The organism is Gordonia sp. NPDC003585, from assembly GCF_040610755.1.
In the GTDB taxonomy this organism is placed as follows: Bacteria; Actinomycetota; Actinomycetes; order Mycobacteriales; family Mycobacteriaceae; genus Gordonia.
Window position 1 is genome coordinate 36,275 of record NZ_JBEXMX010000039.1, and the last position, 13,917, is coordinate 50,191.

Here is a 13,917-nt window from a genome sequence, read left to right on the forward strand (position 1 = left end):
GACAGCCCATAGGAGGACTCTGCACATGACCACTTCCTTGCCCCGCCCGACGCAGGCCCACACCCCCCTGCCGGCCCATCTCGGCCACGTCTCGTCTGTTCTGTCGGATGCGGTGATCGACGACCGCGACGCCGGCGTGTACCGCGCCAACCGCCGGATCTTCACCGACGACGAGATCTTCGAACTGGAGATGAAGCACATCTTCGAGGGCAACTGGCTCTACCTCGCGCATGAGAGCCAGGTCGCCGAACCCGGCGACTACTTCACCACCTACATCGGCCGTCAGCCCGTGGTGATCACCCGCGGCAAGGACGGCGAGCTGCACTGCCTGATCAACGCGTGTGCACACCGCGGCGCCATGATCTGCCGTCGCAAGACCGACAACCGCACCACGCTCACCTGCCCGTTCCATGGTTGGACGTTCCGCAACGACGGCACCCTGCTGAAGGTCAAGGATCCCGACGACGCCGGATACCCGGAGACGTTCAACGTCAACGGGTCACACAACATGACCAAGGTGCCCCGCTTCGACAGCTATCGGGGCTTCCTGTTCGGCAGCATCAACCCCGACGTCGTAGAACTCAGTGAGCATCTGGGCGACACCACCAAGATCATCGACATGCTCGTCGACCAGTCCCCCGACGGGCTCGAGGTGCTACGCGGATCGTCGACCTACACCTACGACGGCAACTGGAAGGTGCAGGCGGAGAACGGCGCCGACGGCTACCACGTCACCGCGACGCACTGGAACTACGCCGCCACCACGTCGCGGCGCAACACCGGTGAATCCAAGAACGACACCAAGGCGCTCGACGCCGGCAGCTGGGGCAAGTCCGGTGGTGGCTACTGGTCCTATCCCAACGGCCACCTGTGCCTGTGGACGATGGCCGCCAACCCCGAAGACCGCCCGCTGTGGGACAAGATGGATCTTCTCAAGGAGAAGTTCGGGGATGCCAAGGGCGAGTTCATGGTCAAGGGGTCACGCAACCTCTGCCTCTACCCCAACGTGTATCTGATGGACCAGTTCTCCACGCAGATCCGGCATTTCCGGCCGATCGCGCCGGACAAGACCGAGGTCACCATCTACTGCATCGCACCCAAGGGTGAGAGCGATGCGGCTCGTGCACATCGCATCCGGCAGTACGAGGACTTCTTCAACGCCTCCGGTATGGCCACCCCCGACGATCTCGAAGAGTTCCGGTCCTGCCAGCTGACCTTCCGTGCGCAGGCCGCACCCTGGAACGACATGAGCCGCGGCGCCGAGCACTGGCTGACCGGTCCCGACAAGGTCGCCGAATCCCTGGACATGTCCGGTGTCATCTCGTCCGGCGTCAAGAACGAGGACGAGGGCCTGTACCCGATCCAGCACGGCTACTGGCTCACCACCATGCAGGCCGCCCTGGAAGCCGAAGAAGCGGCAACCGATCAGTGTGGCGCAGAAGGGAACTGACCTCCGATGACTACTACCCAGCCCACCCCCACCGCCACCGGATCGAACAAGCTGATCACGCAGAACGCGATCGAGCAGTTCCTCTACCGCGAGGCCCGCTACCTCGACGACCGCGAGTTCGAGAAGTGGCTGGAATGCTACGCCGACGACGTCGTCTACTGGATGCCGTCGTGGGACGATCGCGACCGGCTCGTCGAGAACCCGCAACGCGAGATCTCGCTCATCTACTACCCCAACAAGGGTGGCCTGGAAGACCGGGTCTTCCGCATCCGTACCGAACGTTCTTCGGCCACATCGCTTCCCGAGCCTCGGACCAGCCACAACATCAGCAACGTTGAGGTCATCGAGCGGCGCGGCGACCTCGTCGACGTCCGATTCAACTGGCACACCATGTATTTCCGGTACAACACGGTGGATCCGTATTACGGTACGTCGTTCTACACGATCGACTTCTCCAGCGACCAGCCCCTGATCCGACGCAAGACCGTGGTCCTGAAGAACGACTACATCCACCACGTGGTGGACATCTACCACTTCTGAGGTATGTCATGACAGTCACGACCGATCGGTCGGCCGGTTCGGGAGCTCCGTTGCCGGTCGACGCGACGACACACCAAGTCGCGCTGAGTTTCGAGGACGGCGTCACCCGGTTCATCACCTGCCGCGACGATCAGACCGTCGCCGACGCGTCCTACCGGCAGCGGATCAACATCCCGCTCGACTGCCGCGACGGTGCGTGCGGAACCTGCAAGGCGTTCTGCGAGTCCGGTGAGTACGACGGCGGAACCTACATCGAGGACGCGCTGAGCGAGTCGGAGTCGGCCGACGGCTACGCGCTGCCCTGCTGCATGAAGCCGAAATCCGATCTGGTGCTGCAGATCGCCGCCACCTCCGACATCGCCAAGACCCAGGCCGCCACGTTCGACGGCAAACTCGTCGACCTCGAACGCCTGTCGGAGTCGACGGTGCGTGTCAGCGTCGACATCGAGAATCGCGGCGCCCTAGCGTTCCTGCCCGGACAGTACGTCAACTTCGCCGTCCCGGGAACCGATGACGGCGAAGGCAATCCGCTGACGCGCTCGTACTCCTTTGCCAACGGTCCACACGAGGAACGGCTGACGTTCCTGGTGAAGCTGACCCCGGGCGGGGTGATGTCGACCTATCTCACCGAACGGGCACGGGTCGGTGACGCGATCAGCTTCACCGGACCCCACGGGTCGTTCTTCCTCCGCGAATCCTCACGTCCGGTATTGCTTCTCGCCGGTGGAACCGGTCTGGCCCCGATTCTGTCGATGCTGCGCAAACTGCACGACGACAACAGTCCGCGCAAGGCGCATCTCATCTACGGCGTCTCCACCGACACCGACCTGGTGGCCATCGACGAGATCGAATACTTCGCCTCCGAGCTGCCCGGACTCACCTGGGACCACTGCGTCTCGGACCCGAACACCAAGGCGCCCAACCAGGGTTACGTGATGAGTTTGATCCGCGACGAACATCTCTACGACGGAGATGTCGCCGTCTATCTGTGCGGGCCGCCGCCGATGGTCGAGTCGGTGCGCACGCACATCGCCGACGCCGGGATCGAGCCCACCGGTTTCTACTACGAGAAATTCGCCCTCGCCGGTGCACCTAAGGATGCGCCCGTCGACGATGCTGCACCGGTTACGGCCGAACCCACCGCCACCGAGACTGTTGTCGAGGAACTCCTCACCTCACCGGATGCTCGCGCGATCGCCGGCCAGATGACCCTGCCGAGCGCCGAGATCGACCCGCTGGCGGCATCGGTCTCGACCACGCTAGACGGGGATTCGTTGTTGCGCATAGCCGGTCAGCAGGTCTGGACGGCCGACGCGACCGCGGGAACTCTCGACGCCGACGACGGAACACTGCTGCCGCATCCGGCCCGGGCAATCGCCGGGCAGGAAGTGTTCACCCCGACCGACACCGAACCGCTCGCGGCGCCGGAACCGCCCGTCGCACCTGCGGTGACCGAACCGATTGCCGCAGCAGCCCCTACGACGGTAGGTTCGCAGGGCTACCAGATCGGTGAAGAGCACCCCGGCGTGCACGAATCCGACGCGCTGTTCGAGGCACGAGCAGCGTTGGAACTCGGCGCCCTCGAACTCACCTTCGGCCGCCTGACCACCGGACAGCTCACCGGATACCGGCTCCTCGCCGAGGCGACGATGCCGTTCGTCGCCGGCGACCGGTTTGTCGACGCGGCCGAATACACCGAGACCAATGCCAACTTCCACGATTACCTGTTCACGCTGACCGGCAACAGTCATCTGCTCGAGGCGTATTCGGCGCTCGGAGTCAAAGGCCGGATGGGCGAGGTGCTGCGCAACGCCACCTGGTGTCATCCACTCTGCGCCCAGGACCATGTCGACATCGTCGAGGCCTTCGCATCCGGCGACCGCGACAAGGCGCGGGCACTGATCACCGCACACGCCGACCGCTCCAAGCAGACCATGCGCCGGGCAATGGCAGACGAACTCGCCTCACGCCGACCACGATTCGTGACACCCGGCCGATTCGCCGGGAAGGTCGTCGTGGTCACCGGCGCCGCTCAGGGCATCGGCGCCCAGACCGCGCGTCGCATCGCCGCCGAGGGCGGAACCCTGGTCCTCGCCGACCGCTCCGATCTGGTCTCCGAGCTCGCCGACGAACTCCGTTCCGACACCAGGACTCTCGCGGTCAATGCTGATCTCGAGCACTACTCCGGTGCCACCTCGATCGTCGAGCAGGCATTGGCGGCCTACGGTCGCGTCGACGTGCTCATCAACAATGTCGGCGGCGCAATCAATTTCAAACCGTTCACCGAGTTCACCGACGACGAGATCCGCGCCGAGGTCGATCGCTCGCTGATGACGACCTTGTACATGTGCCGCGCGGTCCTGCCGGGCATGGTGGAACGCAGCGACGGCGTCATCGTCAACGTGTCGTCGGCCGCCACCCGCGGCATCAACCGCATTCCGTACTCGGCCGCGAAGGGCGGCATCAATGCGATCACCGCGTCGCTGGCCGTCGAGTACGCCGAGCACGGCATACGGGTGACGGCGACGGCGCCCGGCGGCACCGAAGCGCCGCCACGCCGGATCTCGCGGGGAACTCCGGAACCGCGCAACGAGATCGAATCGCGGTGGTTCCAGGCCCACATCGACCAGACCATCGACTCGTCACTGCTCAAGCGGTACGGGACACTGGACGAACAGGCGGCCGCGATCTGCTTCCTGGCCTCCGACGAGGCGTCCTACATCACCGGGACTGTCCTGCCGGTCGCGGGCGGCGATCTCGGATAAGTCGACACCCGCCGCAATAGTGTCGTGTGTCAGAAATTCGCTGCTGGGTCCGGCGAACCAGTTGGATGCATCGCAAGGCGGCGGAGGAGTCAGGTACTGGTTGTACCTGCGACGACGCCAACGAAGCGAGGCGCCAGCTGGGCGGCGGAACCGGCAACGAATTTCTGATTCACGGCACTAGCATGGGACGGGTGAGCAGGGCACGGTGTGTGGGTCGTGACGCCGAACTCGGCGCCATCGCCGACGAACTCGTGCGCGCCCGATCCGGTGTCCGGTGGGTGTCGGTGACCGGTGACCCGGGAATCGGGACGAGCACCCTCTTGCGGGAAGTCGCCCACGCCACCGACGCAACCGTCTTCGCCGCCACCGCACTGGAAGCCGAGCAGGGCATGGCCGGAGCCGCGCTCGCCCAGTTACTCCAGCAGGAACCCACTGCTGTCCCGGCGATGGCCGAGGCACTCCTCGCACGTGTGTCCAGCGAGGCGGTGTCGCTCGTCGTCATCGACGACGCGCATCTGGCCGACGACGAATCGTGGGAGACACTCACCGGCATCCTGGCCCGGCATCGCGATCTGCGGGTCCTCGTGGTGGCCGGAGCGACGGCCCGGTTTGCATCCGACACTCTCCAGAATCGGTTCTTCGACAACGAGCTACGTCTGGGCGGGCTCGACGCCGAGGCCGTGTCCGAGATCGTGCATGATCGCGGCATCATCCTGCACCCGTCCATGCGTGAGGATCTGTGGCGCCACACCATGGGCAATCCACGCGATCTGATCGGACTTCTCGACGAGTCGCCCCGCGCGCTGTGGTCGCAGCCCGGCGGGGATCTGCCTGCACCCGAGCATGTTCGAGCCGACATCCGGGCGCGGCTCGACGCCTGCCCTGACGACGGCCGACGTCTCATCGAGGCCTTCGCCGTCCTCGACGACGGTCAATCACTCACCGTCGCAGCAGCCTTGGCGGAGGCTGAGGATACCTTCGCCGCGGCCGATCATGCGCTGGCGACCGGTTTGCTCACGCGCTCCGCCGATCTCGCCCCTGCCCAGGTCGGACTCGCGCTGCGCAGCCCGCTCGTGCGGGCCGCGGTCATCGACGCGATGGGCTTGCAGGCGACCGCCGACGCACATCGACGTGCAGCCGAGACCGTCCCGGATCCTGTTGCTCGACTGCACCATCGGGTCGCGGCAACCCCGGACGCAGACCCGGCGCTGGCCGACGAGCTCGACGAACTGGCCCGCGCACGCGCCGCAGAGGGCGCCTGGCGCGAGGCCGCCACCCTGCTCCGCCAGTCAAGCCGCATCACACAGGAAGGACTCAAGAGCGACGAACGCGTCACCCGTTCCGTCGATGCCCTGCTCTCGGCAGGCGATTGTTCGGCTGCTGCCACACTCATCCCGTCGGTGGAGTCGCTGCGCGAAACGCCGCTCCGCAATGCCACACTCGCCTACCTCGCCATTCTGCGTGGGCGCGCCACCGAAGCCGAGGTGCGTCTCGACCGAGCCTGGGCCATCGTCAATCCCGAACGCGAGCCCGACATCGCCGCACTGATCGCAGGACGCCGGGTACTGCACGCCCTCATCCGCGGGCAGGGTACCGAACTCATCGACTGGGTGGATCGGGCCGTCGCCCTCACCGGACCGGACTCGCCGGCGGGCGTCGAAGCCACCGTCATCAGGGGTCTCGGCGAAGCCTGGGCCGGACGCCCCACCGAAGGTGTGACGACGTATGCGCAACTGTCCGAGGTCATCCGGCATGGCGCCCAGGCACAGAGGGCCGTCATGGGGCGGGGTTGGCTCGAGTACGGGATCGACGATCTCGACGTCGCGCGTGCCAGCCTGGAGACCGCGGTGTCGATGGCCCGACTCGGTGGATCGGACCGGATCACGCTGTGGTCGCTTGCCTGGCTCGCGCGGGTCCGATTCATCATCGGCGACTGGGACGCCGCCTTCCACACCGCAACCCAGGGACGCGATCTGGCCACCACGAGCGGCATCACCATCGCCACTCCACTTCTCGAATGGACTGTCGCGCAGATTCATTCGCTGCTTGGCCGCTGGGACGACGCCCATGCGGCGGTGCGTCGCGCCGAAGCCGTCGGCACCGACTACCCCAGCATGGAGATCCCCGCGCGGCTCGCGCGCGCCCAGGTGGCCGAGGCCGCTGCCGACTATGCGACCGTGATCCACGAGTTGGGACCACTGCCTCGTCTGGCCCGCAGCGTCCCAGCGCTGGTCGAGCCCGGCTTCTGGCCGTGGGTCGATACCTTGGCGAATGCCCTTGTCCTGGAGGGACGTCTCGACGACGCCGACGCACTGCTCACTCCACATGAGAAGCGCGCCGACGAACGCAAACACCCGTCGGCCTCCGCGCGCCTCGGATACGCGCGTGGCCGGCTGCTCGGCGCGAGCGGTGACATCAACGGTGCGCGACACGTCTTCGAGCGGGCCGTCGAACTACTGCTGCCCGGACCCAACCGCTACGATCTGGCCCGGGTCAACTTCGCTTACGGCCAGACGCTGCGCCGAGCAGGCAAACGACGAGATGCCGACCGCGTCATGTCCATCGCGCGCGAGACGTATCTCGGACTCGGCGCCCAGACCTATGTCGACCGATGCGATCGCGAACTGAAGGCCGGTGGCCTGCACACCTCCCCCGTGACCCGTCACGACGTGAGCCTTACACCTCAGGAAGAGTCTGTCACAGCCCTTGTCGCGCAGGGCCTTTCCAACAAGGAAGTGGCTGCCGAGTTATTCATCTCCACCAAGACCGTCCAGTACCACCTCACCCGAATCTACGCCAAACTCGGATTGCGTTCCCGCGCAGAGCTTGTCGCGAGTCATCACTGACTGACCGCCACCCCGTGCCCCCCACTGCTGGTTGAGCAGACCCGGAGCGCCAGCGGAGGGCCGTCGTCGAAACCCGGCGAGACGACAATATCGGCACCCTGTGGACAACGAGCGGCGACTCTCGCGAGCACCCACTGCTGGTTGAGTAGCGACGAGCGAGCCTGCGAGCCCGCCGCGTATCGAAACCCGGTGAGACGAGAATGTCCCCAGCAACAACCTAATCAGAACGCGCCTAATCGAATCCCGGTTTTCGCGCCAGACGCCGAATCAAGTCGAAATCACCGTCGATCAGCGCCTGACGCTTGGCTCGCGACCATCCCTGCACTCGCTTCTCCATCGCGTAGGCCTCGTCGATCGATCCGAACTCGCAGGAGTACACGAGCCGAACTGGCTGTCGACGCCTGGTGTACGCGGCCCCATGGCCGCTGCAGTGTTGCGCGACGCGCAGTTCCAGATTGCGAGTGCTTCCGACATAGAAGCTACCGTCGCCGCATTCGAGGATGTACAGGTAGGCTGCCATGCGTCGACTATCTCGCACATGCGTACATCTCAGGCGATTTCATCCACAGGGTGCGGGTAGTGGTTGCGGACATCCGTGTCTCACCGGGTTTCGATACGCGTCGGGCTCGCAAGCTCGCACGTCGCTACTCAACCAGCAGTGGGTCAGCAGGTGGGGGGTGCGCTCGCTCGTTTGTCAGTCAGCCAGCGGTGGCAGGCGCCGAGATCGGCGCGTCGGTCTTGGCCTCGACATCGGACAACTCGACGCCGGGGGCCAGCTCGACGACGTCGAAACCCGCACCGTTGACATCGAATACACCGAGATCGGTGATCACCCGCGACACCACGGACCGACCGGTGAGCGGCAGTGAACACTGGGCCACCAGCTTGGCTCCGCCCTTCTTGGTGACGTGTTCCATCAAAACGATGACCTTGCCTGCGCCATTCACCAGGTCCATGGCGCCACCGATGCCCTTGACCATGGCGCCGGGGACCATCCAGTTGGCGAGGTCTCCGTTGCCGGCGACCTGCATGCCGCCGAGGACCGCGACGTCGACGTGTCCGCCGCGGATCATCGAGAAGCTGGTGGCGGAGTCGAAGTACGACGCGCCCGGCAGTACCGTCACGGTCTGCTTGCCGGCGTTGATGAGGTCGGGGTCGACCTGCTCCTCGTAGGGGTACGGCCCGACGCCCAGAATCCCGTTCTCGGCGTGCAGGGTGATTCCCGAGTCGTCGGGCAGGTAGTCGGGAATCAGTGTGGGCAGCCCGATTCCGAGGTTGACGTACTCGCCGGTGTTGAGTTCACGTGCCGCCCGTGCGGCCATCTCGTTGCGTGTCCAGCTCATGATGATCTCCTCACCGTGTCCGCACGGTACGTTGTTCGATTTCCTTGCGAGCGGCCTGTTCCGGCGTCAGCTCGACGATGCTCTTGACGAAGATGCCCGGCAGGTGGACATCGTCGGGAGCGATCTCGCCCACCTCGACCACCTTCTCGGCCTCGACGATCGTGTACCGGCCCGCCATCGCTGCCGGCGGATTGAAATTCCTCGCTGCAGCATGGAATCGGCAGTTTCCCGCGCGGTCGACGACGGCCGCGCGGATCAGCGCGAAATCGGTGACGATCGACTCCTCGAGAACCATCGGCTGTCCACCGAACTCGCGAACCTCCTTGGGCGGCGAGGACTCCGCGACAGTACCGTCGGAGTTGTAGCGCCACGGCAGGCCCCCCTCGGCAACCAGGGTGCCGACTCCGGTGGGCGTGAAGAACGCACCCACACCGCTTCCGCCGGCCCGCATGCGTTCGGCGAGAGTGCCCTGCGGCGTCAGCTCCACGGTCACCTCACCGGCCAGGAACTGGCGGCCGAATTCTTTGTTCTCACCGATGTAAGAAGCAATCACCTTACGAATCTTGCGGGCTTCCAACAGGAGTCCCAGTCCTGCGCCGTCCACGCCGCAGTTGTTGGAGACGATGGTCAGATCCCCGGCGCCCTGGTCGAGCAACGCCTCGATGAGGAACCACGGGATACCGGCCAGGCCGAAGCCACCCACAGCGATGCTGGCGCCGTCGGGAATGTCGGCGACCGCTGCCTGCGGGCCGGCTACGACTTTGTCGAGGGTCATGACTGCTCCAGATGTTCGATGATGGCGGGTGTGATGATCTGTGGCTGTTGGGCATTGGCGAGATGTGCCGAATCGGGGACGACGAGGAGCCGACCGTGTTGCACGTTGTCGGCGATCTCGGCTAGTTTCGGCGGCGGTGTCGCCGGGTCGTCGGCACCGGCAATCGCGAGTGTCGGTGCGGCGATCGTCGGCAGATCGGCTCGCTGATCCATGGCCGCGATCACCTCACAGCATGATGCGTAACCTTCGGCCGGCGTCTCGGCAACCATCGCCTCGTAGTACTTGCGTGAGTCCTCGTTGGCAGCAAGGTAGTCCCGGGTGAACCACCGCGCGACGACGGCTTCGGCGACGGCCTGGCTTCCGTTGGCGCGCACGGTCGCAGCGCGGTCGGTCCAGGCCGACGACGGGGTCAGCTGGGCGCCCGTGCACAACAGCGCGAGCCGCGCGACGCGGTCGGGGTTGCGTGCGGCCACGCGCATGGCCGTCATACCGCCCAACGACAGGCCGACGAGATGCGCCGCGGCGATGTCGAGCCGATCGAGCAGCGCGATCACATCGTCGGCGAGGTCGTCAATGGTGTAGGGCCCCTGCGGAACCGGTGATTCACCGTGGCCACGGGTGTCGTAACGCACCACCCGGAAGCGCTCCTCGAGGGCAGGGAGCTGCGCATCCCACATCCGATGCGTCGAGCCGAGCGAGTTGGACAGCACCACGGCCGGCGCATCGTCGCGGCCGGTGACGACGGCGTGAACCTCAGCGACATTCCTCTCAGCGGCATTCATCTCAGCGGCGCTCATCGGGTCGCCTCGAAGATCGCGGCGAGGCCCTGTCCGCCGCCGATGCACATGGTTTCCAGCACGTAGCGCGCGTCGCGCCGTCGGGCCTCATAGGCGGCGGTTGCCAGGATGCGGCCGCCGGTCGCGCCGATGGGATGTCCCAACGAGATTCCCGACCCGTTGGGATTGAGCCGTTCGTCGTCGGCGTCGACCTTCCACTCGGCGAGCACGCCGAGGACCTGCGCGGCGAAGGCCTCGTTCAGTTCGATGAGGTCGAGATCGGCCAGGGTCAGATCGGCACGGTCGAGTGCCGCGGCGGTCGCCGACACCGGACCGAGGCCCATGGTCTCCGGCTCGCACCCCGTCACCGCCCAGGAACGCAGCTCGAGCATCGGGTCGAGTCCACGACGATCTGCTTCGGCCCGCGTGGTCACCACGCACATGGCGGCTCCGTCGTTCTGGCCAGACGCGTTGCCCGCGGTCACCGTCGCATCGGGGTCGACCTTGAGTCGCACGGGGCGCAGCTTGGCCAGGCTCTCCGCGCTCACGTCGGCGCGCGGGTGTTCGTCACGGTCGACCACGACGTCGGGCCTGCCGCGCTTGCCCGGCACGGTCACCGAGACCAGCTCGTCGGCGAACCGACCGCCCTCGTGGGCCGCGATCGCGCGCTGATGCGAGCGCAGCGCAAGTTCGTCCTGCTCCTCGCGTCCGATTCGGTAGCGGGCGCGAACGTTCTCGGCGGTCTCGATCATGCCGCCGGCGACGGGATGCGAGTTTCCACCGGCGGTGGCACGGCCACGATCCAGGCGATCCATCAGGTCGATACCGCCCTGCCGAACACCGGTCCGCAGTCCGAGTGCGTAATGCTCGACATTCGACATCGACTCGGCGCCGCCGGCCACGACCAGCCGCGCACCCCCGGTGGCAACTGCGGACGCGCCATTCAGGATCGCCTGCAGACCCGATCCGCATCGGCGGTCGACCTGCATGCCGGGGACGCCGATGCCCAGCCCGGCGTCGAGCGCGGCGATGCGTCCGATCGCGGGCGACTCCCCGTTCGAGTAGCCCTGCCCCAGGATCACGTCGTCGACGTCACCCTCACCGAGGCCGGTGCGGCTCGACAACTCACGCAGCAGTCCGGTCGCCAGGTCCGTGACGGTGAGCGGTGCGAGCGCGCCACCCATCCGGCCCACCGGTGTGCGGAGGGGCGAGCAGATCACGATGTCGGTCGAAGAAGCCATGTTCTCACCGTATCGACCTGCGACGATAGGCGGAAGTATTCATATTCTCAACATTGATACTCACGACATATCAAATGGTATTGTGTACACATGGAGCTGCGACATCTTCGCTACTTTCGTGCCGTCGCCGAGGAACTCCACTTCGGCCGGGCTGCACAACGTCTGCACATCGCGCAGCCGCCGTTGTCTCAGCAGATCAAGCAACTCGAGGACGAGTTGGGGGTTGCATTGCTGACCCGGTCCACCCGACGCGTCGAACTCACGCCGGCGGGTGCGGACTATCTGCGTCGCACGATCGCGATCCTGGATTCCGTCGACGCGGCCGGACGTCGGGCACAGCGCATCGCCGACGGACGATTCGGCCAGCTGTCCATCGGATGCGTCGGCTCGGCCACCTACTCGCTGCTGCCGCAGCTGGTTCGCGCGCTCGGCGACGAACTGCCCGATGTGGAGGTGAGCGTGCGCGGCGAGATGCTGGCGCCCGATCAGATCGCGGCCCTCGGCTCCCACGACATCGACCTCGCGCTGCTGCGCCCACCCGTTGACACCGACGACATCCACGTCGAGATCATCCGAGACGACAGACTGATCGTCGCCCTGCCGAAGAATCACCCGCTCGCGACGAACGACCTCGACACGGAAGTCGATGTGGCACTGTTGGCCGCCGAGGACTTCATCGCACACGCCGGCGGCGGCAAATCGGTGATGAGCGGGGTCCTCGCAACCACCTGCGCCCGAGCCGGTTTCGTGCCGCACATTCGGCACGAGGTGGAAGAGACGTCCACACTCATCACGCTGGTCGCCGCCGGGCTCGGCGTCGCGATAGTGCCGGAACCGACATCTGCCCTCGGTGTGGCCGATGTCGTCTACCGTCGGCTCGCCGAGCCGGCCGGCACCGTTGAGCTTGCGGTGGCACTCGTGGAGTCCCGTCGAACACCGCTGATCGACCGCGTTCTCGAGGTCCTGCGCACGATCTCATGAAGGTCCGGCGCAAGTGTGTCACCGTTGACCCATGAGCTCTCCAGAGTTCGACGCGAACAAGCTCTTTCCCGGCAAGTTCTTCATCAGTACGGTCCTCGACGTCCTCGAGTCCAAGAAGAAGATGACGGGCCACATGCGCCGCCGATACCTCCAGCGAGCGGCGATGGCAGGCATCATCATCGCGATCTTCTACGTCATCGACTACACGATGGTCGGTGCCTTCGACAGCATCGGCGACGACGAACAACTCCACGTCGTCGGGAAACTCCTCGGCTCACTCACCTTCGGCTGGGCGCTGGTGTTCATCTACTACTCGAAGTCAGAGTTGTTGACGTCGAACATGATGATGGTGGCGATCGGCACCTACTACCGACGCATCTCGCTGGTCCTCGTGCTGCGAATCCTTCTGCTGTGCTACCTCGGCAACATCATCGGCGGGCTGCTGATCGCCGTGATGCTCAAGGGCACCACCCTCATCGAGGGTCCGGTGCTCGACGCGATGAACCACTCGGTCGACGTGAAAACGGGCTACCTCGGCGAGGGCTGGTCGGGGTGGCTCGACCTGTTCATCCGCGCGGTCTTGTGCAACTTCATGATCAATCTCGCGATGCTGCTCGTCTACAACGGCTACCTCCACGAGGACATGGCCAAGATCATGGCGATGATCGTCGCGGTGTTCGTGTTCGCCTTCCTCGACTTCGAGCACTCGGTGGCCAACACGGTGCTGTTCATGATCGTCGGACTCCAGGACGGGATACCGGTCGGCGCAGCCTTCGGAAACCTGGGCATAGTGCTGCTCGGCAATCTGATAGGTGGCGGGATACTCATCGGCTTCTACTACGCATGGGTCAACGACGAACGCGACACGCATCTCCCACATCTCCGACGCTCGCATACTCGCCACTGAGACATCACACGAACGACGCGCGCCAGCCGATTTTCGCTGTCCAGGTGCGACGAGCGGCACCCCCGCCGCCTGAGCTGAGGTGCGACGAGCGACACCCGCACCCGCTGCCTGAGGTGCGACGAGCGCTAGCGAGGAGCCTCGAAGGCCTGGTGACAGTTGCTACCTGGTCGCCCAATCACTTTGTCTCACCAGGGCTAATGGGGGTGGATCGGTTCCCGATGGGATGCTGGTCCACTGTGAGCCTGCCCCGCCGGTGACCACTATGACTAGGGCTGAAACCACGTTGGTGGATT

At 65.5% G+C, this 13,917-nt stretch carries 11 protein-coding genes; 6 read left to right on the forward strand and 5 right to left on the reverse strand.

The genetic code is table 11. The annotated features are described in order from the left end of the window. Window positions 1-25: 25 nt before the first annotated feature. The 4 genes from benA (at window position 26) to ABZW74_RS12825 (ending at window position 7,601) form a co-directional block, all read left to right on the forward strand. Window positions 26-1,450, forward strand: a complete 1,425-nt coding sequence (gene benA / locus ABZW74_RS12810; protein ID WP_355276633.1) for a benzoate 1,2-dioxygenase large subunit — start codon at window positions 26-28, stop codon at window positions 1,448-1,450. 6 nt (window positions 1,451-1,456) lie between these two features. Next, window positions 1,457-1,990, forward strand: coding sequence for a benzoate 1,2-dioxygenase small subunit (gene benB, locus ABZW74_RS12815; protein WP_355276635.1), 534 nt, complete (start codon window positions 1,457-1,459; stop codon window positions 1,988-1,990). Window positions 1,991-1,998: 8 nt separating this feature from the next. Next, the gene (gene benC, locus ABZW74_RS12820; RefSeq protein WP_355276637.1) at window positions 1,999-4,755 is read left to right on the forward strand and encodes a benzoate 1,2-dioxygenase electron transfer component BenC; all 2,757 of its coding nucleotides are present in this window, start codon (window positions 1,999-2,001) and stop codon (window positions 4,753-4,755) included. 182 nt (window positions 4,756-4,937) lie between these two features. Next, window positions 4,938-7,601, forward strand: coding sequence for a LuxR C-terminal-related transcriptional regulator (locus tag ABZW74_RS12825; protein WP_355276639.1), 2,664 nt, complete (start codon window positions 4,938-4,940; stop codon window positions 7,599-7,601). 232 nt (window positions 7,602-7,833) lie between these two features. Here the strand turns inward: ABZW74_RS12825 and ABZW74_RS12830 are convergent, their stop codons facing one another. The 5 genes from ABZW74_RS12830 to ABZW74_RS12850 all read right to left on the reverse strand — a co-directional run bounded on the left by ABZW74_RS12830 (window position 7,834) and on the right by ABZW74_RS12850 (window position 11,736). Next, complete coding sequence (locus tag ABZW74_RS12830; protein ID WP_240861519.1) at window positions 7,834-8,121, reverse strand: GIY-YIG nuclease family protein; 288 nt, start codon at window positions 8,119-8,121, stop codon at window positions 7,834-7,836. Between the two features lie 178 nt (window positions 8,122-8,299). After that, complete coding sequence (locus ABZW74_RS12835; RefSeq protein WP_355276641.1) at window positions 8,300-8,944, reverse strand: 3-oxoacid CoA-transferase subunit B; 645 nt, start codon at window positions 8,942-8,944, stop codon at window positions 8,300-8,302. A gap of 10 nt (window positions 8,945-8,954) precedes the next feature. Next, window positions 8,955-9,719: a CoA transferase subunit A gene (locus tag ABZW74_RS12840; protein ID WP_240861529.1), complete on the reverse strand. Its 765-nt coding sequence runs from the start codon at window positions 9,717-9,719 to the stop codon at window positions 8,955-8,957. Then, the gene (pcaD, locus tag ABZW74_RS12845; RefSeq protein WP_355276643.1) at window positions 9,716-10,516 is read right to left on the reverse strand and encodes a 3-oxoadipate enol-lactonase; all 801 of its coding nucleotides are present in this window, start codon (window positions 10,514-10,516) and stop codon (window positions 9,716-9,718) included. Before pcaD ends, ABZW74_RS12840 begins: the two co-directional genes overlap by 4 nt. Continuing rightward, window positions 10,513-11,736, reverse strand: coding sequence for an acetyl-CoA C-acetyltransferase (locus ABZW74_RS12850; protein ID WP_355276645.1), 1,224 nt, complete (start codon window positions 11,734-11,736; stop codon window positions 10,513-10,515). Before ABZW74_RS12850 ends, pcaD begins: the two co-directional genes overlap by 4 nt. A gap of 90 nt (window positions 11,737-11,826) precedes the next feature. Between ABZW74_RS12850 and ABZW74_RS12855 the strand changes: the two genes are divergently transcribed. Together ABZW74_RS12855 and ABZW74_RS12860 are read left to right on the forward strand one after the other, a co-directional pair. After that, on the forward strand, window positions 11,827-12,717 hold the full coding sequence (locus ABZW74_RS12855) for a LysR substrate-binding domain-containing protein (protein WP_240861533.1): 891 nt from the start codon (window positions 11,827-11,829) through the stop codon (window positions 12,715-12,717). A gap of 31 nt (window positions 12,718-12,748) precedes the next feature. Continuing rightward, a complete protein-coding gene (locus tag ABZW74_RS12860; protein WP_355276647.1) occupies window positions 12,749-13,624 on the forward strand; it encodes a formate/nitrite transporter family protein in 876 nt (291 codons plus the stop codon). The last annotated feature ends 293 nt before the right edge of the window (window positions 13,625-13,917 follow it).